The organism is Exiguobacterium sp. FD-YE-25-4 (genome assembly GCF_057004685.1).
In genome coordinates, this window is record NZ_CM168041.1 from 2,193,260 (window position 1) to 2,214,311 (window position 21,052).

Here is a 21,052-nt window from a genome sequence, read left to right on the forward strand (position 1 = left end):
TTGATCTACTTTGAGTGTACCGAGCGAGTGTGACACGTCCGTGACTCGAAAGTGACTGTTTCGTCACTTAAGCGATTAGACGATTGCTTTGTAGAATCGAATTTGAAACGCAGTCCCAGCTCCGCGTTCACTGCGGACGGTCAGTTCACCTTGCTGGCTCGTGATGATGCTGTGAGCCATGGCGAGCCCGATGCCGACGCTGTCGTCACTCGCATTCATACCCTTATAAAAACGTTGGAAAATATACGGGATGTCTTGCTTGGCGATGCCGCTCCCCGTGTCGCGAATGACGATTTCCGTATACAGTGTGTTCTCACTGTAATCGATGAACAGCTCGCCTTGTTCCGGTGTATGCTCGACGCAATTCTTTAAGATGTTGATGAGCGCCTCGGTCGTCCACTTTAAATCGCCTTCGAACGTGACGTCGCCCTCACCCGCGATTTGGAGCCTTTGCATTTTAATATCGATCGGCACGAGCATCGGTTCCGTCACGGCTTGAACGAGCACGGGGACGGACACCGGTTCCCGTTTGAAATGAATCGTCCCGGCATCGATTTTAGACAGCTTGAGCAGTGACGAGACGAGCCATTCCATCCGCTCGAGCTGCACCTGCACGTTATGCGTGAACTCTTGACGCTTGTCATCCGACAGCCGCGGGTCACTGAGTAAATCCGCCATGACGGTCATCGAGGTGAGCGGGGTCTTCAACTGATGGGAGATGTCGGAGATGGCATCCGTCAACTTCTGCTTGTCTTCTTCGAGATGCGTCCCTTGTTCCGACAGCATCTTCGTCACTTTATAGATTTGGCTCTTCAATAGACTGAGCTCGCCTTCACGGTTGTCGCGGACATCGAGTTTATAGTTACCGTTGCTGATTTCTTGGAGGTAACTCGACAGCTGATCGATCTCCCGATAGCGCCACGCCGTGAACCGATATGTCACGATCAAGAACACGACCGACAAAAGGAGGACGAGAATGACGGCCTCCATCGATAGGAACAAAGCTGCGACGATAGAAGCCACTCCAATCAGCAGCAACAGACTGACTAAATAGATACGGATTTCTCGATTGCGCAACATGTCAGCGTTCCACCTTATAGCCAATCCCGCGAACCGTCTTAATCAACGTCGGCCGCTGCGGGTCATCCTCGAGCTTCTCGCGTAACCGTTTGATGTAGACGGTCAACGTATTGTCATTCACGAAGTCCCCACCCATGTCCCAAATCTGGTCGAGCAGCTGGGTCCGTGATAACACTTGGCCCGTATGTTTCCCGAAGATGAGCAGTAAACGATACTCGAGCGCTGTCAACAGGATCTCGCTTCCATCTTTTTTGACTTTCGCGTCTTGCGTGTTGATTTCGACCGACCCGATTGTCAAAACGGGCGAGCTGACCTGTTTATGGTAGCGGCGCAACACCGAATGAATCCGCGAGATAAGCTCACGGACCCGGAACGGTTTCGTGATATAGTCGTCCGCTCCCATATCGAGTCCCATGACGACGTTCACTTCATCATCGAACGCCGTCAAAAAGATGACGGGCGTATCCTGTTTTTGCTTCACGAGCCGACATAAGTCATAGCCGCTCCCGTCCGGCAATGACAAGTCGAATAGACACAGATCGATCGTATGTAACTGTTGTTCAATCAAACGTGTCGCGTCGGTCGCGTTCTGGCACAACGTCGTCGTGAATTGTTCTTGTTCGAGCGAATATTGGAGACCGGAGGCGATTGTCCGGTCGTCTTCAACGATTAAAATGTGCATCTGATTCCCTCCTGACTCTTCTCTTCATAATATAGCAGTCTTTTTCAAGTGAGGAGACAAAACAAAAAACCGAACGAGATGACTCGTTCGGGATGGCCAGGCGTCTCGTTTGCGCTTGGATTAGGATGTTGTCACACGAAGGCACTCCGGTCGTTCGAACCCGTCTGCACCTAAAAAGCGTAGCGCATCAATCGTCAACTCGTCGAGCGTGATCGATTGAACGTTCGGCTCGGTCTGTTCATCGACCCACACTTTCCAAATCTCGACTTCATCCGTTGTCTTCAAGTGGTCGGTTATATACTCGATGAGCTGTTCGGCTCTCACATCGGAATAACGCCAACGCAACTCCACGACGTGCGTTTTTGAAGAATAAGCCTCGACGTTCGCCACGTCATAATATAGGTCTCGCTTAATTTCGATTTCATCAAGCTGCTCTTCTAACTCGACGTTCATCAAAATCTTTTCATCACGGTCAAGGTCTTCGTCGTCTGTGAGCATCTCAGGCAAGATGACGCCTTTTTTGATGGCCTCGTTGATCGATAAGAACTCGATATATGGATTTTCGACTTCTTTCAGTGGTCGATCGCTCGTTATAAATTGAAATTCACTCATGTAAAAACCTCCTGATCTTTGATATCCTGCTCGTTATCGCTTCATCGCACGAATGGAAATGAGGAGTCCAATCCAATATCCAATGATTGAACCGATGACAATACCATACATGGACGGAAAATCGAGTAAGACAGAGATGAGTAGTCCGCCAGCCGTTCCAAACGCAAGGCCAAGACCGACCGCAGATTCACGCCATTCGTTCATGTTTACCCTCCCCTTCCACCCACTTCATACGAAGCAGCCCGACCAAACGTTTCATCGCCCATCTACTATTTTTCATATAAAAAAGGGACCCAGTATACACTGAATCCCGGTAAAACATTATTCGACTGTCGATGCTGCCTCGGCAAGCGCAGCTTCTTCTTTATGATAGTTCTCGACGAACGCATCAAGGTGCGCCCGCACTTCGTCTGTCGATTTCGTGTCCATGAGCTTCACACGGAGGTCGCTCGCCCCACGGAACCCTTTCACGTAAATCTTGAAGAAGCGGTGCAAGTTCGAAATCGAACGCGGCACCTCTTCTTGGAACTTGTCCTGCAAATCGAGTTGGAGACGAAGCAAGTCAAGGTACTCTTCCATCGAATGCTCACGCGGCTCTTTCTCGAACGCGAACGGGTTCTTGAAAATCCCGCGACCGATCATGACGCCGTCGACGCCATACTTTTCGACAAGCTCTAATCCCATCTGACGGTCGAGGATGTCACCGTTGATCGTGATCAGCGTGTCCGGTGCGATCTCGTCACGCAGTTTGACGATATCCGGGATCATCTCCCAGTGCGCGTCGACTTTACTCATCTCGTTGCGTGTGCGCAAGTGAATCGACAAGTTGGCGATGTCTTGCTTCAAGAGATGCGTCAACCAGTCGCGCCACTCGTCGAGCTTCGCGAATCCGAGACGTGTCTTGACGCTGACTGGGATCCCGCCCGCTTTCGCCGCTTGGATGAGTTCCGCTGCGACGTCAGGACGGAGGATGAGCCCGCTCCCTTTCCCGCGCTTCGCCACGTTCGGCACCGGGCAACCCATGTTGATGTCGAGGCCTTTATAGCCCATCTCGGCCATCCCGATGCTCATCTCGCGGAAGTAGTCAGGATTATCGCCCCAAATGTGGGCGACCATCGGCTGTTCGTCCTCGGTGAACGTCAAGCGTCCGCGCAGGCTACCTTTCCCTTCCGGGTGGCAGTAGCTGTCCGAGTTCGCGAACTCAGTGAAAAAGACGTCAGGTCGGCCGGCATGGGCGACGACGTGGCGGAAGACGACATCGGTCACGTCTTCCATCGGGGCAAGTATAAAGAATGGACGCGGAAGGTCGCGCCAGAAGTTTTCTTTCATGTCAAATCATTCCCTTTCGTAGTCAATCCAACAAAATCACTTTATCTATCTTATTATGGACGCGGGAATGTATCAACTGACAATACTTCAAGAATCTATGCGCTATTCCTTTTCGATGAGTTTAAAGAAGTGAGCAAACCCGTCCTGCAGCAAATACTCCAGTATACGATTCGTATGAACAGACTCGACAACTTGAACATTCAACAGCGTTTGGAGCACCATCCCATCGATTGCAGCCATCGTCCACGCGGCGACCGCTCTCGTCGAGGGTCCGCGTTCAACGCCGTACGCTCTCACAAAGATAGCTTCGACGCGATTGATCCAATCCTCGTATTTTTCTTTAAACTTATTTTGTAACTCCACATTCCCGAGCATCGCCTCATGAGCCAAATAAAACTGCAAACGGCTTTCCGCATCTTTTTTGAGTCGGTCTTGCATCCCATCAAAGATTTCTTGAATGATTTCGCGGGCCTCTTTCTTATCTTCAATCGAGATGGTCGCGATTCGTCGAATCTCACCTAATCCTTCGTCCATCACGTCATACAGAATAGCCTCTTTCGAACTGTAATAATGATAGATCGCGCCCGTGCTAAAGCCTGCTTTTTTTGCGATTCCTCGAAGCGTCGTACCTTGAATCCCGTTTTCGATAATCGTCGCTCGCGCCGCTTCTAATATCTTTTGTTTTCCTTCGTTCATCATATGCCCGACGCTCCTCACGTAATAATGGCTAATTATATCATAATGATTTGTCTGATTTATGACATGTCCCTGTGACGTACCAAACCGTATTGACATCGCTTTCACTAGTTTGTTACACTTTTCACATAAACATAACGAACGTTCGGTATGTTTGAAGACATCATCTTTTGTCGTTGCTTCATCACTATCCTTTAGAAATGAAAGGGGCGTTATCGTATGTTCTTCTTTGAGTCTATCCCTTGGTACAATGTCGTGATGTGGTTCGTCGTCTTCGGTCTATTGATCGGGTTGAATGAAATCGTCCGATCTAGCAAAAAAGCGAGTATCTTCATGTTTATGGCCGTACCAATCGCCTTGACCCCGATTTGGTTTTTCACCGCCGATCCTGAAATCACCTCGTGGTTCCATTGGGTGAAAGTGTATTCAGCATTAGCCGGAAGTTTGATTTACATGGTCATCCGCTTCACGGATTATCATAAGAAACATCCATGGTACTTGATGCTCGTCCCAGGTATTTTGGCACTCAACATCGCTGAGGCCGTCGTTCGAGAGTTCCAAGTCGGTATCATGGGATTTGAAGGGATGGTCGATGGGATGTACTACATCTCGGGCGGTTGGAACTACGTGAACGCCGTCGCGGGAATCTTGAACTTGGTCCTCATCTGTGGCTGGGTCGGTATTTTTGCCACATCTGGTAAGAAAAAAGACATGCTCTGGCCGGACCAGACGAAACTTTGGATTGTCGCTTACGGCATTTGGAACATCGCTTACGTCTATTCATGCGCACCGGGTAACGCGTTCTATTCAGGCTTCGCCTTGAACATCGCCGCGACGGTTCCCGCCTTGCTTTGGGCAAAAGGCACATGGATGCAAAACCGGGCGCAGACGCTTTCGTTTTGGATGATGTGGGTCATGACGTTCCCTTACTTCTTTGCTGTCGGTAGTACGTTCAATGTGAGTGTGTCCTACAATCCGGCAGCGAACTGGACAATCGCCCTGCTCAGTTTGGCACTGAACGTCGTCCTCGCCGTCTGGCAAGTGACGCGAATCGTCAAATATAAACTCAATCCATTGAAAGATGAATTGTGGAAAGATACGAACGAATATAAAGAAATCAACGCGATGCGTGAAGACACTGTTTCTGAACAGGAAACTGCGGCCAGTAGAGTGCTGTAAATATGAGACAGACGGACTGCGTGATAGTCCGTCTTTTTTATTTTTTACAGGACAATCATCAAACCAATCAGAATGGTAATACAGAAAGTATTTTGAAAGGATGGATAAAGATGATCGTTTGGATCAACGGCGCTTTCGGATCAGGAAAAACGACAGCCGCCAAACAATTGCAACAACGGTTACCGAACGCGTTTATCTATGACCCGGAACAAGTCGGCTTTTTCATTCGCGACAATCTGCCCAAAGACATGCAACTTGCCGATTTCCAACATCATCCGGAATGGCGGGCATTCAATGTTGAGATGTTGGCGAAGATTGCCCGGTCATACGATGGCGTAATCATCGTCCCGATGACGCTCGTGGACCAGCTCTACTACGATGAAATCATCGGAGCCTTACAATGTGACGGGATTCGGGTCGACCATTATATTCTTCACGCCGATAAACGGACACTCGTAAGACGATTAAATAAACGCTTCGAATGGTTCAATTCGTGGGGCAAGATACAAATCGACCGCTGCCTCCACGCTTTTCATCACGACATCACACATGACAAAATCGAGACCAATCACCTTACAGTCGAACAGGTCGTCGAGGAAATCGCTAAGCGGAGCGGCTTGACACTACTAGCCGTAAAACGCAGTCTCTTCGTACGCGCGTTCCGGTCATGACGAAGCAAGAACCCTCCAATCTACCGATTGAAGGGTTCATTCTTGAGGAGTCTTTAGTCTTTCATCATGAACGCGGCCCATTCATATTCACTAGTATGCTCGCGCCAAAATTCAATCCGCTCCATATAGTGCTTCATGCGTGCTTCGACGATTGGTTGACACACCCGTACACCGTGACGACGAACGAGTGCGGTCAACTCATAGATCGGAAACCCTAGCGCGTGTCCTCGTGTATGAACGACGCTACAGGCTTGCCCGATGGCATGGCACAAGGCCTGATCTTCAAGTGAATCAAGTTCTTTCGCCACCGCATGGGCCTGCAAAATCGATTGTTTTGCGACGGGCATCTTCACGTTACCCGCAGCCCACTCTCTAGACAGTTGGACCGCAGTTTTCAGTCTCGTTTCATCCGGATAACGTTCAGATAGCGTTTGAACGGTTGCATCGGCCAATTCGAACGCCCATAACGACAGCGTGCGCCGGTTCTGCTCTTGAATCAACGCATTCAAATCGGTTAGAAGCGCACTGTCTTTCGCAAATAGAAGTTGATTGCCTCGCTTCAGTCTCATTTCTACTTCGGCCATCCAATCCATCAGCGCCCTCCCTCAAGTGTTGCTTCCACATCTTGAATGAACTGTTCGACTTCCCGTTCAATCAATTCAGCCAACTGTTCCGGCTCATCAAAATTCGGTGCCGACGTTAACGTCCGCTCGATGATGGCATCTCGGTTTTGATTATCATGAAAACCCGACAGTGCTTGAAACGTGGTCGCGTACTGTTCCGTTAACACTCGATTGCGAGCGGACAGCCATACTTCAAAATGTCCGGTCGCATGTAGATAGACGACGGCGATTTTCAGTCCGTGCTCCTTTAAATATGATGTGTTCACAGCGATATACGACATATCCATATAGCCCGGGTAGAGACCACTCACCTCGTATCCGCTCTTCATGAAGCGAGATCTCAACCGTCCCATGAACTCAAGAATGCTTCGATAAGCAAGCGGTACGTCTCCTTGTTTGATGGTCGATGTGTACGCTCGAATTAACTCATTCAATGATTTCAAACCGAGTTTCCTCCTTCGAAAGGTGTGATTGAATGTTACTCAACATTACCTTTGATTCGGTGACTTTGAACACACTCGTTTCCATCTATGCAACATATTCTTTGCATCTGAATTTTCTATCTCCGTTAAAAATCGTTCTGTAAATTCAGGATGAACATACTTTGGACTAAGACGCATCCAATATCTTCCTAGCAGTTGGAGAGCTTCAGACCAATGACTGACGACGTGCGAGCGACGAATCGATTCTAACTTTTCATCTTGAATTGTATCAACCAACGTAGACTCATCAGACACTAAGACAAACTCCCACGCATTTGTCTCCAATCTTCGTCCTGCCAAACAGATTCTACCTCCTTCTCCGCTTAATGATAAGATTTTCTCCCATTCCGATTTCATTTTCACTTTCTCCTTTATTAGATGTCTGGGATTCTTCGCTCAAGTTCATCCGTTCTGTTGTTGATATTGCTTTAAGATATCTTCAATATATCCAGCTCGATTTTTTACTAGCCGTGGAAGTGGATGATAGTATTCGCCATTTTCTACTTTTAGTTTTCCAATGATAGGGATCTGAGCTTGTGATAATCGATGTAACCATCTTTCTTTACTTGTCTGAAGATGAATCCATCTTTGTTTCTTGTTTACTCCCCATCCTAATAGAATCCAAGGATGCTGTTTCAATTCTTCGACTGATGCTAAAGAATCCTCAATATTATAGAGATTAGAGCCACAAAGCGTTTCGAAATCGTTTATTGCCTTTTCACTTTTCCCTTCTCGTAAATTGAACAAATTATAAATATAGAACCGTCCCGATAATTGTCCGTTTTGCTGATGAATCCTCTCTACAATTTTGACGAGTTGACTTTCCATCGTCGGATCCATTTTGATTTCTCCTTCTGCTAAGCCTTGTGAATCAAGTTCTCTATCCAACCCCTCAATTAGTCTTGCTGAACCCGGGTTTAATAATAAACAAGCGCCTAAAGAATCCGTAGAATCCCCCCATTGCAAATAAGCAGATGTCCGAAAAATATGACCATTTCGCTTCACGAATGATCCATAGGCTGTTACAGTTTCTAACTTCATTCCAATCACTCCAATTCATCGATTTTTATTGGAAAATGAAATACGTGATTCATTGAATGCAATAATCATTTTAAATCTATTCGTTCTCGATTCCATCGGTTTACTTCTTGATTATTTCGTGTGTACGCTTATCTCATTTTGATAGATACGGGATTGATGAGGAATAGATTTGAAGCTTCTTCATACTGGTCTACTACGGCAGTAATGCGGATATGAAGGCCGCTCCCAAACGAATCCGGAATATTGTCGCCTTCTAAGTTCAAATCATAATAATTTACATCTCGCAGTTGGAAATTAGGACCGGGCGGTTCATCTTGAGTGTCATCCCCGACTAAAATTAAATAATCAAATCGGGTATCATAGTTATCGTGCTTATTGACGTAGGCTGTGTGCGCATCGAATTCAATCGTGCGCCCTTCATATTCGTTAGCGAACGCTGCAATCAAAGGATCCGATTCAAAGCTCACACTCAGCACCTGTTTCAAGTCTGGACTATTATCTACAGTCAATACTTCAGGCTCTTTCTTTTCTTCTGCATCTTTATCCGTTTGGTTGCTAGACTCGTCTTCTGTATCTGTCTTTTCGGGTTTTTCCGTCGCTTTTTCAGTCTCCTCTTCTTTGAACGTATGATAAGTAATCACAATTTCAGTATCTTCAGCCATCCATGTGTCCGGCTCATACTCGACGTCGCCTCCGACAGCTACTTCCTCGACTTCGCCATCCTCTGTAATCCAACCTGTAATCAAATCTTCGACTTTTTCTGTTTTGACGTTTGTAAATCCTTTTTTCTTGAATTCATCGACTACTTCTTTGTAGTTCCTACCCTCTTGAGCGCTTGATGCTGAAGGCGTCTTCGCTTCACCCTTATGGTCATTTGCTCCCTCACCACACCCTGCTAAAGTAGTAATCAATACAGCTGACACTAGAATACCTCGTATTTTCCTCATAGTTTATACCCCCGATTAAAATAATAATTTCAACTAAATATAACTTTCGTAAAATCATAAAATATGACCATAAAAATGATTCTTTTTATATTTTTTATTTACTAGAAAATCAGATCTCCTCCATCTTGATCTGTCGCCAAAACAGTTTTTTTGCACGTCAATCTATAACCTTGAGACTCGAATGTATGTTCATAACGATTAAGCGTGAGAGTTCCAATCGAGTTCATCGTATGAAATACAATGACCGGTCTTTTCTTTTTGTCATAATAAAAATGTGGTTGTATCAATTTCGGAATTATTTCCCCTATTACCCAATCCCATTCAGATGAGTCTAAAGACGTTAACAGTCGATCCTCTCCCCAACTAATCCCATGCCACATCGCACCAAACTCTTTAAGCTTATGATAAGCAATCGCCGCCTGTAAGTAAGACAAAGGAATATAGTCTCCATCAATCGCCTCCATGAATTCGTCACAAGCGAAACTTGGTTTAGGAGGTGAGAGAAATTGATTGTTTAACCGGCTACATTCGTCCGGTTCCGGTAAACTATTATGGATTGGAATTGCCCATACGATGCCATTTCCGTTATCTACTTCTTGATATTGATAAGCAGCCAATCTATATTCCGTCTTAATATGAAGCTTGGAAAAACCCTCGATGATTCCTTCAGGATTGTCATATGATATTCTCCAACCGATACCCCTGTAGCTTCTTGTTTTTATTTCTCGTGCTGGTAATGGATTGTACTTTTGATCTGGCTTCGTTTCTTCCAAGGTGAACACTTGAATATTTTCTTTTAAAGCTTCTCGTTTGAATAGTTTCAATCCGTTACTGCACATCCGTCTCATCCATCGCTGATTGCCCATGTTCCGCACTCCCGTTCAAATCGATTTCACTCACTAGAGACAGTCTACAAGAAACCCGAGATTGACCTATGCACTTTTTCGTCATAGGTGAAGCCTATACAAAAAAGGATAGACGCTCGACTCAGCGTCTATCCTTCGATTGCTTCACTTACTCTTCAATTTTCTCCATCCACGCCACCGTCTCCACATGCGCCGTATGCGGGAACATGTCGACCGGTGTGACTTCGACAAGTCGGTAGCCACGATCGGCGAGGTAACGCATATCGCGCGCTTGCGTCGCGACATTACACGATACGTAGACAATCCGCTTCGGTGCCATCTCGACCATCGTCTCAAGGAACGACTCGGCACAGCCTTTACGCGGCGGGTCGACGACGATGACGTCTGGATTGATGCCATCCTTCTTCCACTGCGGCAACACATCTTCCGCGGCGCCACACGCGTACGTCACGTTGTCGATCTCATTGACGAGTGCGTTCTGTTTCGCGTCCTCAATCGCTTCCGGCACGACTTCGACGCCGTACACGTGCGCCGCTTTCCGGGCGAGGAACAGACTGATCGTCCCGATGCCGCAATAGGCGTCGACGACTTGTTCCGTCCCGGTGAGTTGCGCGTATTCGAGCGCCTTACCGTATAGCTTCTCCGTCTGGACCGGGTTGACTTGGAAGAACGAGTGCGGGGAAATCGTGAAGGTCAATCCACCAATCTTATCTTCAATCGTCTCATGGCCATATAACAATTTGTTCGTCGACCCTAAGATGACGTTCGTCTTGTCCGGGTTGACGTTTTGCATAATCGACGTCACGTCCGGTAGACGCTTCAAGATGTCGGCGACAATCTCGTTGACGCCTTTGATTTTCGTCGTCTTCGTGATGAGGACAATCATCAATTCACCCGAATGATACCCGTAACGGGCCATGACGTGGCGGATGACGCCGCGTCCGGTCTTCTCATCGTACGCCGGCACACGGTGCGCCGCGAGCACGTCACGGACGACTTGGACGGCCTCATCGTTGCGCTCGTCTTGGATGAGGCATTCCTTCATCTCGACGATGTCGTGCGAACGTGGACGATAGAATCCGGCGACGAGGCGACCGGCCTCGTCTTTGAACGGCACTTGCGCCTTGTTGCGGTAACGCCATGGTTCCGGCATGCCGATCGTCTCGTGGACGGGCACATCGAATTGGCCAAGTCGCTGGAGCGCCTCGACGACACGGTCCCGTTTTTGACGGAGCTGGCCGTCGTAGCTGAAGTGTTGGAGCTGACAGCCCCCGCACTGATAGAAAATCGGGCACGGTGGCTCAACGCGGTCCGCACTCGCTTCTTTCACATCGATCAAGCGGGCGAACCCGTACTGTTTATTCGTCTTCGTCACGACGATTTCCACGGTCTCTCCCGGAAGTGCGTTCGGCACGAACAACGTATAACCGTCGACGCGTGCCACGCCCGCGCCTTCGTGTGTGAGGTCATGGATGTGGACGTCGAGACGGTCATTTTTTTGGACTGGTAACATGAGTCTCTCCTTTCCCGATTCAAAAAATAGTGTGTATTGGTTCATACCCGTTCCAAGCGAACGAAAAGCTCGGCGTGTGCGCCACGCCGAGCCGACTCATTCTGCTTTCTCGTTTGACACGTTGAACAGCTGTTTGATCATCTGTTCGCGTTCATACTGGGCGTTCAAGTCTTCCATCTCACGGATGCGCGCGTTCGGCGCGAGCACCGTCAAGTGACGGAACAAGTTCCGCATCTCGCCTGTGCATTCGCCGCCGTACTCACCGTCGATGTTGAGACTCATCGGTTCCGTCGTCGTCTTCATCTTAACGCGTCCCGTCTTGACGTGCTCGACGAGCGGACTCGACAAGTGTTCGCCGCGGAGCAATAAACGGACGACGTGGATGAACTCGAATAAGTTACACTTGCGTAAGATGAACAAGTCGAACAGTCCGTCGTTCAATGACGCGTGCGGTGAGATCTTCTCAAAGCCACCGACCGAGTTCGAGTTCGACGTGAGGAAGATCATGACCTCGCCGCTGAACGTGCCCTCGTCATGTTCGAGCTCGATATACGTCGGCTTGATGAGTGGAAGCTTCTCCATCCCTTTGACGTAATAGGCGAGCTGACCGAGCGCCGTCTTCAGTTTCGACGGGACCTCGTACGACAGCTCCGTCATGATGCCTCCGCCAGCGATATTGATGAAGTAATGGATGTCGCCTTTCTCCCCTTCAATCTCACCGAGGTCGACCGGCATCTCGAAACCGTCACAGATGACGTCGAGGGCACCGACGACGTTGAGCGGGATTCGCATCGCCCGGGCGAAGTCGTTCGTCGTTCCGACCGGGATGAGTCCGATTGTCGGACGCGTGTCGAGCGGGGCGAGTCCCGAGATGACCTCGTTCAGCGTCCCGTCCCCACCGGCCGCGATAATCAAGTCGAACTCGGCCTCTGCGGCCCGAACGGCCTCGAGCGTCGCGTCGCCAATCGCTTTCGTCGCGTACGTCGACGTCTCATAACCCGCATCCTCGAGGCGGTTCAAAATGTACGGGAGTTCCCGTTTGATCACTTCTTTTCCAGATGTCGGGTTATAGATGACCCGTGCGCGTTTTCGTTGCATAATGTTCTCTCCCCATGCTCAAGTCGAGCGAAAAGCGAGACACAAGTGCCTCGCCGCTTGTTTAGCGTTTGGCAATCTCTTCGTGGAACAAGCCATCGAGGAGTGCCGGGTTCGCCATCCCTTTCGTCTGCTTCATGATCTGCCCGATGATAAAGCCTTTGGCACGGTCTTTCCCGTTCTTAAAGTCTTCAATCATCTGCGGATGCGCTTCGAACAAGTCGAGGATGTAACCGCGGAGCAAGTTCTCGTCCGAGATTTGGGCGAGACCGTTCGCTTCGACGTACGCCTTCGGCTCGGCGCCTTCTTCGATCATGGCTGTGAACACGCGTTTGGCGATCTTCGAAGAAATTGTACCTTCTCCAATCAAACGAATCAACTCCGCAAGCGAGCTCGGCGTCAATTTCATCGTCTCGATCGTATCGTCCGATTTGTTCAAGTGACCGAGCACTTCACCCATGAGCCAGTTCGCGGCCGCTTTCGGTTCGGCACCGGCCGCAGTCGTCGCTTCGAAGAAGTCCGAGAACTCCCGCGTCGACGTGAGCGCCTTGGCGTCATAAGCCGACAGGCCGTAGTTGTTCATATAACGTTCGCGACGTGCGACCGGAAGTTCCGGAAGCGTGGCGCGGATGCGTTCTTTCCATTCCTCATCGATCTCGAGACGGACGAGGTCCGGCTCTGGGAAGTAGCGGTAATCGGCCGCCCCTTCTTTGACACGCATGAGGATCGTCTTCTTCGCCGCCTCATCAAAACGGAGCGTCTCTTGACGCATGACGCCGCCCGTGATGAGGAGTTTGCGGTGACGCTCTTCCTCATACTCGAGCGCCTTCAAGACGTTCGAGAACGAGTTCAAGTTTTTGAGCTCCGTCTTCGTGCCGAACGGCTCTTGACCGAACGGACGGACCGAGATGTTACAGTCGCAACGAAGCGACCCTTCTTCCATCTTGACGTCCGAGACGCCCGCGAACGAGAGCACTTCTTTCAAGCGCTCGAGGTAGGCGACGGCGTCTTTCGGTGAGCGCATGTCAGCCTCACTGACGATCTCGATGAGGGGTGACCCGGTCCGGTTGAAGTCGACGACCGAGTGTTTCTCGCCCGTGTGGTTCATCTTCCCGGCATCTTCCTCGAGATGGACGCGTTCGATGCGGAACCGTTTCATCTCACCATCGACTTCAACGTCGACATGGCCGTTGAAACCGATCGGCTGGTCGAACTGCGAGATTTGATACGCTTTCGGCGTATCTGGATAGAAGTAGTTCTTCCGGTCGAATTTCGTATCGGTCGCGATTTCGCAGTTGAGTGCCATCGCGGCCTTGATGGCGAGATTGACCGCCTCTTCGTTCAATTTAGGCAAGACGCCCGGGTGTCCGAGACAAATCGGACACGTCTGTGTATTCGTTTCGGCACCGTATGTGCGCGAGCAGCCACACCAAATCTTCGACTTCGTGCTCAGCTCGGCGTGCACCTCGATCCCGATGATCGTTTCAAAGTTCATCGTACGTCCTCCTTAGAGCTGTGGCATCTTGAAACCGCCGTTTGCTTGTTCAAAAGCATGGGCCACGCGGTAGAGTGTTGGTTCACTGAAATGGTTCCCGATGATCTGTAAACCGACCGGGAGGCCTTCTGACAAGCCAGCCGGTACCGAGATGGCCGGGATGCCCGCCAAGTTGACCGGAATCGTCATGATATCGTTGGCATACATCGTGAGCGGATCTTCGAGCTGGTCACCGAGTTTGAACGCGACCGTCGGCGCAGTCGGTCCGATAATTGCATCGTAGTCGGCGAATACGTTCGCGAAGTCTTGCTTCATGAGCGTGCGGACCTGTTGCGATTTCTTATAGAACGCATCGTAATAACCCGAGCTGAGTGCGTACGTCCCGAGCATGATGCGGCGTTTCACTTCTTCCCCGAAACCTTGTTCGCGCGAATACGTGAACACTTCTTCGAGCGCATCGGCCTCGGCGCGGCGCCCGTAACGGATGCCGTCAAACCGGGCGAGGTTCGAAGATGCTTCTGATGACGCGAGCAAGTAGTACGTCGGGAGCGCATATTTCACCGTCGGGAGCGAGACCGTCTCGACCGTCGCACCGAGCGACTTGAGCGTCTCGACCGCTTGTTCAATCTGTTTACGGACACCTTCTGACACGCCTTCGGCCATGAACTCTTTTGGAAGTGCGAGCTTCATACCTTTGATATCGCCGTGAAGTGATTTCGTGTAATCCGGTACGTCGACCGTCGCTGACGTCGAGTCCATGTCGCAATGACCGGCAATCGCGTTCAACAAGTAGGCGTTATCTTCGACCGTACGTGTGAGCGGACCGATTTGGTCGAGCGACGAGGCGAATGCGACGAGACCGTAACGTGAAACAAGACCGTACGTCGGTTTCATCCCGACGACGCCACAATAGGCCGCCGGCTGACGAATCGAGCCACCCGTATCCGAGCCGAGGCTGAACAAGACTTGACCGGCCGCGACCGTTGCCGCTGAACCGCCTGACGAACCGCCTGGTACGCGGTCTGTGTCCCACGGGTTGCGGACGACTTTGAACGCCGAGTTCTCGTTCGATGAACCCATCGCGAACTCGTCCATGTTGAGTTTCCCGATTGTGACGGCACCGGCATCATGGAGACGCTCGACGACCGTCGCGTCATGGGCCGGGACAAAGTTCTCGAGGAACTTCGAGGCACACGTCGTGCGTGTCCCTTTCGTGACGATGTTGTCTTTGACGCCAATCGGCAAACCGAAGAGCGGGTTGTCCGATGTCTTGGCGAGCTCGTCCATCCGTTTCGCTTGTTCGAACGCGTCTTCGTTGAGCGTCAAGAAGGCACCGACTTTCTCGTCGGTCGCCTCGATGCGGTCAAATGATTCTTTGACGAGGTCGGATACCGTGACTTCGCCTTCTTTTATAAGCGTATGCAGCTTGGCTACACCGTGATCAAATAAACTCATGAAGGGCCTCCTTATTCAAAGACCGCTGGGACACGGACTTGGCCGTTCTCCCAATCAGGTGCCATCCGTTCGACTTCCTCGCGTGGAAGTGAAGGACGAACCTCGTCTTTGCGTAGTACGTTTTTCAAATCTAGGGCATGGGTCGTCGGGATGACGCCCGTCGTATCGAGTTCATCGAGTTGCTCGGCGAACTCGAGGATTTTTGTCAATTGCTCCGTGAAGTGCGTCACTTCATCTTCTGTGATCGCAAGTCGGGCGAGTCCGGCGACGTGCCGAACTTCAGCTTCTGTGATTCGAGCCAAAGGTTCCACCTCCAACAGTTTTCAATACATCGTCCATTATCATACCACTTTTTTATAAGACAAAAAAGAAAATCCCATCTCACCAATCTTGATGTCTTTTTTGAAAAGTTAGGGAATGTCCCTGTAATATTGACTCGTTTCCAAAAACGCCTATTCGGTCCGTCCCTCAATCTCATTATGCTTAGAAAGAAGCATTCTTTTTTTCGAGGAGGATCCCTATGTCAATCCGTAACAAACTGATCGTCGCCTTCACCGTCTTGCTCGTGTTGTTGCTCGGGGTGAGCGGCTACTCATTCTATGCGCTGAACGCGTCCAAGGCCACCCAGCAAGATATGAACGTCTCGTGGGTGCCGGGGATGGACCAAATTCATCAAGTCGATAAACAGTTGCTTGAGATTCGCCAACAGATGATGCGCCACGCCTTGGTCGAAGACGAGGTGACGAAGCAAAATGTCGAAACGAACCTCGACACGGGCATCACGATTCTCGAGCAACAGATGAGCGGTTATGAGTCGACCATCATCACGAAAGCCGACCAGGAGCTGTTCGATCAAGCGACGGACCAATGGACGACATTTAAAACGAATATCGAAGAGCTCGTCCGCATTTCGAACACGGACGGTCAAGCCGTAGCCGATGCCTATATCCGGGACACGGCGACACCGGCCGCCGACGCCCTCTCGAACACGCTCGGTCTGCTCGTCAACTTGAACCGCGACGCGATTCGGTCTGACACGGAATCCGGTGCGGCGCTGTTCGAACAAGTCCAGTTCACACTCATGGTCATCATGGCCGCGGCTGTCGTGTTCACAGTATTGATGATGGTATTCATCTTCCGTTCGATCTTCGAACCGCTCAACGAGTTCAAACTGAAGATGCGCGAACTCGCCACGAGTCAAGGCGATTTGACGACCGCCATCCCGGTGAAGCGACGCGACGAGTTCTCGGGACTCGCCCGCGACTTCAACCAATTTCTCGCCAACCTCCGTCAACTGATTCTCCAAGTGAACGGTGTGTCACGCGGGGTGACCGAACAGTCCACACATATGTACGACGAATTGAAAGCGCTTGATACGTATATGACGACGACCGCCGCGACGACCGAGGACTTGACAGCCGGCATGCAACAGACGGCCGCGAGTGCCCAAGAGATGAACGCGTCGGCCTCCGACATGGAACGGACGCTCCACCATATCGTGACGATGGCCGCCGAGCGAAAAGCCGAGGCCGCACAAGTCGATGCCCGTGCCGTCGCCCTGCGTGACCATGCCGTCGAGGCGAAAGCGTCCGCACTCAGTGTCCTGTCATCGACACGTGTCAATTTAGAGAAAGCGATGCAGGACGCCAAAGCCGTCCGGGAAATCGCGACACTCACGAATGACATCCTCGACATCGCCGCCCAGACGAATCTCCTGTCCTTGAACGCCTCGATCGAAGCCGCTCGGGCCGGTGAAGCGGGACGCGGGTTCGCCGTCGTCGCCGATGAGATTCGAAAACTGGCGGAGACGAGCCGGACGACCGTCGAACGGATTCAAGCCATCTCGACGACCGTGCTCCACTCCGTCGACCATTTAAATGACACGTCGAGCGAGATGCTCGGTTTCCTCGATACGAACGTGTTGAAAGACTATGATCAGCTTGAGGAAGCGGCCGAGCATTACAGTGAGGACGCCGGCCGATTCGAGACGACCGCATCAGAATTCGCCGATGCCGCCGTCGAACTCGAACAGTTGACGTCGAACATGATCGGGGTCATCCAAGATGTCGCCGTCACGGTCAACAACGGGGCGCTCGGCACACAAGAAATCGCCGAGAAAGTGACGATGTCCGTCGACCGGTTCAGCGAGTTGAACCGGGCCACCGAGATGTCCCAACAAAAAATGGATGAGTTGAACGAGTTGATCGCTCAATTCAAAGTATGAAAAAAAGGAAGCGTCCTCGCGTGAGGATGCTTCCTTTTGATTAGGCGGCTGCTTCCCTCAATTCTTTTTTCCGCTCCAATTCGAAGCGCTTCGTCTCGGCGACGACGACACCCGACAAGAACAAGAGACCAATCAAGTTCGGGATTGCCATCAGTCCGTTGAAGACGTCCGAAATGGCCCAAATCAGATTCAAGTTCGTCGTCATCGCACCAAGTCCAGCGACGAGGATATACATCATCCGATACGGAACGATCGCTTTCTCCCCGAGCAGATAATAGACCGACCGTTCGCCGTAATAACACCAGCCGATGACCGTCGAGAAAGCGAAGAAGACGAGCGAGATCGTGACGATGAGTTCCCCAATCGGGCCGAGGAAGTAAGCGAACGACGCTTGCGTCAACTCGATGCCCTGGAGCCCGCCCGTATATTGACCGCTCATGACGATCGTCAATCCGGTGATCGAACAGACGATGAGCGTATCGATCAATACTTGCGTCATCGAGACGAGCGCTTGCCGTCCCGGGAAATCGGTCTTCGCGGCAGCAGCTGCGATCGGTGCCGAACCGAGACCCGCCTCGTTCGAGAACACGCCTCGGGCAACCCCGTAACGAATGGCCGCACCGAGCGCCCCGCCGCCGATGGCCTCCGCACTGAACGTGCTCGAGAAGATGGTCGCGAACGCCGATGGGATCAACTCGTAATTGGTGACGAGAATGACGAGACCGCCTCCGACGTATGCGAAGATCATGACCGGTACAAAAATGCCGACGACTTTCCCGATCGATTTGACGCCACCGAGAATGACGAACGCCGTCAAGACCATCATGCCGATTCCCGTCGCGATCATCGGTACCCCGAACGACGTGTTCAAGGCAAGACTGATCGAGTTCGTCTGGACGCCGTTGCCGATCCCGAACGCAGCGATTGACGCGAACAAGGCGAACGTCATTCCGAGCCACCGTTTTTTCAACCCGTGCTCCAAATAGTACATCGGTCCGCCGGCGATTTCTCCCCGCTCATCGACGACGCGATATTTGACGGCAAGGATCGCTTCGGCGTATTTTGTCGCCATCCCGATAAAACCAGAGAGCCACATCCAGACGATGGCCCCCGGACCCCCGAGGACGACCGCCGTCGCGACACCGACCATGTTGCCGGTCCCGACCGTGGCCGCGAGCGCCGTCATGAGTGCTTGGAAATGTGAGATATCCCCGCGCTGCCGTTTCTGTTTCGCGACCTCTGCGTCCGTCTGCTGTTTCGGGATGAACGCTTCTTTCAAACCGACACCGAGACGTGTCACTTGGATAAATCCGAGCCGGAACGTCAAGTAAATCCCGGTCCCGATCAATAAAATCAACAAATGTGGTCCCCAGACGAGATTCGATAGACTCGTCAAGACCGCTTCAAATTGCTCCATGCTAGTTATGCCCCCTATGTATTTCTTGAATTCACTGTTCCTTCATATTTTTCAGAACATTCTCAACTTCGTCAAGTTGACGGGGCATGAAACCGAGACGTTGCCGTGTAATATTTTTGTAATATACCTCTCTGACGCTTTGAATGACCTTGATTCTAAATTTAGTATTTGAAATAAATTTGTAATGAGAAACTATAAACAAAAACGGCCTCCCCTCAAGGAAGCCGTCGCCATTTATTATGTGAGCGCCGCGACGACTTCGTCGACGTGCCCATTCACTTTCACACTGCGCCATTCCTGTTCGATATAACCGTCCTCATTGATGAGGAACGTCGAGCGGACGATGCCGTAGTACTCTTTCCCGTAGTTCTTCTTCAACTGCCAGACGCCATATAACTCCGACACCTCATGCGTGTCGTCGACGAGCAAATCGAACGGAAGCTCGTGTTTGGCGATAAAGTTTTGGTGCTTCTTCTGGCTATCGGCCGAGATGCCGAGGACGACGGCCCCGTTCAATCTTGGTGTCGCGTCACGGAAATCACACGCCTCGGTCGTGCAGCCCGGCGTCGCGTCCTTCGGGTAGAAATAAAGGACGACTTTCTGACCACGATAGTCCTCGAGCGAGATCATGTCCCCGTTTTGGTTCGGTAATGTGAATGTCGGTGCTAACATATTGTTTCCTCCTTATCCGAACGACGGGTCGACGAGGTTCTCGTCATAACCGTCAATCGCTTGTTCTAATTTTTGTTTGAGTGGTTCGAGCACTTCGAGATACTCGACCGGGTCTTCTGTCGCGGCCGCTTTTTGGAGCTCCGCCTCATTGTCGGTATACCACGTCCGGTACGCCTCGAAATAGTCGGTCATCGTGTCTTGATTCTCTGGTACGGTGAGTGTCTCAGACATGAGCAAGAAGACGTTATTGTCGGCTTCGAGCGCCATATAGTCGGTTTGGGCGTTCACTCGGTCGTAAATCGGACCGGCCTCATCTTCCGGCACGTCGGCGAGACGGGCGTTCGCTTCCGGATTCACCCCGTACTCGTTCGCCTCGATGCCCGTCAGCATGACTCCGACTTCTCCGATCACGTCGGCCGGGAGCAAGGCCGGTGTGACGACGAGCTTCCACTCATCCTCTTCTTTAATGGCGACTTTCGAGAGCCGGTTCGGCAGTTCATTGCCGTCCGCGTCTTCCATCTCGTGGACGATGAAGGCGACGTCCCCGTCCTCGTTCACCCAACTCTCGTACATATCGCCTGGTGTGAGCTCGCGCGTCTTCGCGCCTGTCGCCGGGATGGCGGTCAACTCGCCCGCATAATCGATTGCTTTAAGCGCGGCCGCATCCCCGTCTTCGAGTGCTTGTTGATACGACGCATACACCGTCTCAACCGCTTCCGGGAGCGGCGCTTTCGTCTCTTCGGTCGTCTCCTCGACCGGCGCCTCTTCTCCCGTGCCGCACCCCGCAAGCAGGGCGGTGAGGGCGAGTGGCAATATCCACTGTTTCATCGAATCATTCCCTTCACAAGACGTCCTGTACCCCCATCCTACCACGACTCGATTTCGAGCGAAAACGACAAGCTTTTTTGGAAAATTGTTTCACTAGGATTTCACCAAGATTTTCGATACAATACAGACGTAAGCGCTTAACTGC

At 51.1% G+C, this 21,052-nt stretch carries 23 protein-coding genes; 3 read left to right on the forward strand and 20 right to left on the reverse strand.

Features of this window, described 5'->3' with window-relative positions; translation table 11 throughout:
• Positions 1-75: 75 nt before the first annotated feature.
• The 6 genes from AC13H5_RS11315 to AC13H5_RS11340 all read right to left on the reverse strand — a co-directional run bounded on the left by AC13H5_RS11315 (position 76) and on the right by AC13H5_RS11340 (position 4,402).
• On the reverse strand, positions 76-1,080 hold the full coding sequence (locus AC13H5_RS11315; RefSeq protein ID WP_233004530.1) for a sensor histidine kinase: 1,005 nt from the start codon (positions 1,078-1,080) through the stop codon (positions 76-78).
• A 1-nt stretch (position 1,081) separates the two neighbouring features.
• Positions 1,082-1,762, reverse strand: coding sequence for a response regulator transcription factor (locus tag AC13H5_RS11320; RefSeq protein ID WP_214717975.1), 681 nt, complete (start codon positions 1,760-1,762; stop codon positions 1,082-1,084).
• A gap of 120 nt (positions 1,763-1,882) precedes the next feature.
• Positions 1,883-2,374 (reverse strand): hypothetical protein, encoded by a 492-nt coding sequence (locus AC13H5_RS11325; RefSeq protein ID WP_483545762.1) that lies wholly within the window; start codon positions 2,372-2,374, stop codon positions 1,883-1,885.
• A gap of 33 nt (positions 2,375-2,407) precedes the next feature.
• Positions 2,408-2,578 carry a hypothetical protein gene (locus tag AC13H5_RS11330; protein ID WP_214753973.1) on the reverse strand — a complete coding sequence of 57 codons (171 nt, stop codon included), beginning with the start codon at positions 2,576-2,578 and terminating at the stop codon, positions 2,408-2,410.
• 117 nt (positions 2,579-2,695) lie between these two features.
• Positions 2,696-3,703 carry a tRNA dihydrouridine synthase gene (locus tag AC13H5_RS11335; RefSeq protein ID WP_021066497.1) on the reverse strand — a complete coding sequence of 336 codons (1,008 nt, stop codon included), beginning with the start codon at positions 3,701-3,703 and terminating at the stop codon, positions 2,696-2,698.
• 102 nt (positions 3,704-3,805) lie between these two features.
• Positions 3,806-4,402 carry a TetR/AcrR family transcriptional regulator gene (locus AC13H5_RS11340; protein WP_483545763.1) on the reverse strand — a complete coding sequence of 199 codons (597 nt, stop codon included), beginning with the start codon at positions 4,400-4,402 and terminating at the stop codon, positions 3,806-3,808.
• Positions 4,403-4,618: 216 nt separating this feature from the next.
• Here AC13H5_RS11340 and AC13H5_RS11345 point away from each other — a divergent pair, with 216 nt between their 5' ends.
• Both AC13H5_RS11345 and AC13H5_RS11350 read left to right on the forward strand, forming a co-directional pair.
• Positions 4,619-5,578 (forward strand): DUF5692 family protein, encoded by a 960-nt coding sequence (locus AC13H5_RS11345; RefSeq protein WP_483545764.1) that lies wholly within the window; start codon positions 4,619-4,621, stop codon positions 5,576-5,578.
• 110 nt (positions 5,579-5,688) lie between these two features.
• On the forward strand, positions 5,689-6,249 hold the full coding sequence (locus AC13H5_RS11350; protein WP_483545765.1) for an AAA family ATPase: 561 nt from the start codon (positions 5,689-5,691) through the stop codon (positions 6,247-6,249).
• A 53-nt stretch (positions 6,250-6,302) separates the two neighbouring features.
• On the opposite strand, the gene AC13H5_RS11355 is transcribed toward AC13H5_RS11350, so the two are convergent.
• From AC13H5_RS11355 to gatC, 11 genes are all read right to left on the reverse strand, one after another.
• Positions 6,303-6,842, reverse strand: coding sequence for a putative immunity protein (locus AC13H5_RS11355; protein ID WP_483545766.1), 540 nt, complete (start codon positions 6,840-6,842; stop codon positions 6,303-6,305).
• Positions 6,842-7,315, reverse strand: a complete 474-nt coding sequence (locus AC13H5_RS11360; protein WP_483545767.1) for a DUF7000 family protein — start codon at positions 7,313-7,315, stop codon at positions 6,842-6,844. The genes AC13H5_RS11355 and AC13H5_RS11360 overlap by 1 nt, the downstream gene beginning before the upstream one ends.
• A 45-nt stretch (positions 7,316-7,360) precedes the next feature.
• Positions 7,361-7,711, reverse strand: coding sequence for a hypothetical protein (locus AC13H5_RS11365; RefSeq protein ID WP_114166955.1), 351 nt, complete (start codon positions 7,709-7,711; stop codon positions 7,361-7,363).
• A gap of 45 nt (positions 7,712-7,756) precedes the next feature.
• Positions 7,757-8,395: a DUF1643 domain-containing protein gene (locus tag AC13H5_RS11370; protein WP_114166954.1), complete on the reverse strand. Its 639-nt coding sequence runs from the start codon at positions 8,393-8,395 to the stop codon at positions 7,757-7,759.
• 128 nt (positions 8,396-8,523) lie between these two features.
• The gene (locus tag AC13H5_RS11375; protein WP_483545768.1) at positions 8,524-9,318 is read right to left on the reverse strand and encodes a DUF4839 domain-containing protein; all 795 of its coding nucleotides are present in this window, start codon (positions 9,316-9,318) and stop codon (positions 8,524-8,526) included.
• 125 nt (positions 9,319-9,443) lie between these two features.
• Entirely contained in the window at positions 9,444-10,208 is a 765-nt protein-coding gene (locus tag AC13H5_RS11380) for a hypothetical protein (protein ID WP_483545769.1), read from the reverse strand.
• Between the two features lie 148 nt (positions 10,209-10,356).
• Positions 10,357-11,721 (reverse strand): 23S rRNA (uracil(1939)-C(5))-methyltransferase RlmD, encoded by a 1,365-nt coding sequence (gene rlmD / locus AC13H5_RS11385; RefSeq protein ID WP_483545770.1) that lies wholly within the window; start codon positions 11,719-11,721, stop codon positions 10,357-10,359.
• Between the two features lie 96 nt (positions 11,722-11,817).
• Positions 11,818-12,819: a diacylglycerol kinase gene (locus AC13H5_RS11390; RefSeq protein WP_214753993.1), complete on the reverse strand. Its 1,002-nt coding sequence runs from the start codon at positions 12,817-12,819 to the stop codon at positions 11,818-11,820.
• Positions 12,820-12,880: 61 nt separating this feature from the next.
• Positions 12,881-14,311: an Asp-tRNA(Asn)/Glu-tRNA(Gln) amidotransferase subunit GatB gene (gatB, locus tag AC13H5_RS11395; RefSeq protein ID WP_214707020.1), complete on the reverse strand. Its 1,431-nt coding sequence runs from the start codon at positions 14,309-14,311 to the stop codon at positions 12,881-12,883.
• A gap of 12 nt (positions 14,312-14,323) precedes the next feature.
• Positions 14,324-15,766, reverse strand: coding sequence for an Asp-tRNA(Asn)/Glu-tRNA(Gln) amidotransferase subunit GatA (gene gatA, locus AC13H5_RS11400; protein WP_483545771.1), 1,443 nt, complete (start codon positions 15,764-15,766; stop codon positions 14,324-14,326).
• Between the two features lie 11 nt (positions 15,767-15,777).
• Positions 15,778-16,068, reverse strand: a complete 291-nt coding sequence (gene gatC, locus AC13H5_RS11405) for an Asp-tRNA(Asn)/Glu-tRNA(Gln) amidotransferase subunit GatC (RefSeq protein WP_021066487.1) — start codon at positions 16,066-16,068, stop codon at positions 15,778-15,780.
• 218 nt (positions 16,069-16,286) lie between these two features.
• Here gatC and AC13H5_RS11410 point away from each other — a divergent pair, with 218 nt between their 5' ends.
• Positions 16,287-17,990: a methyl-accepting chemotaxis protein gene (locus AC13H5_RS11410; RefSeq protein ID WP_483545772.1), complete on the forward strand. Its 1,704-nt coding sequence runs from the start codon at positions 16,287-16,289 to the stop codon at positions 17,988-17,990.
• Positions 17,991-18,030: 40 nt separating this feature from the next.
• Here the strand turns inward: AC13H5_RS11410 and AC13H5_RS11415 are convergent, their stop codons facing one another.
• The 3 genes from AC13H5_RS11415 to AC13H5_RS11425 form a co-directional block, all read right to left on the reverse strand.
• Positions 18,031-19,407 carry an alanine/glycine:cation symporter family protein gene (locus AC13H5_RS11415; protein WP_214796903.1) on the reverse strand — a complete coding sequence of 459 codons (1,377 nt, stop codon included), beginning with the start codon at positions 19,405-19,407 and terminating at the stop codon, positions 18,031-18,033.
• A 237-nt stretch (positions 19,408-19,644) separates the two neighbouring features.
• Positions 19,645-20,079 carry a thioredoxin-dependent thiol peroxidase gene (gene bcp, locus AC13H5_RS11420; protein ID WP_483545773.1) on the reverse strand — a complete coding sequence of 145 codons (435 nt, stop codon included), beginning with the start codon at positions 20,077-20,079 and terminating at the stop codon, positions 19,645-19,647.
• Between the two features lie 12 nt (positions 20,080-20,091).
• Positions 20,092-20,907, reverse strand: coding sequence for a nuclear transport factor 2 family protein (locus tag AC13H5_RS11425; protein WP_214754001.1), 816 nt, complete (start codon positions 20,905-20,907; stop codon positions 20,092-20,094).
• Positions 20,908-21,052 lie beyond the last annotated feature (145 nt).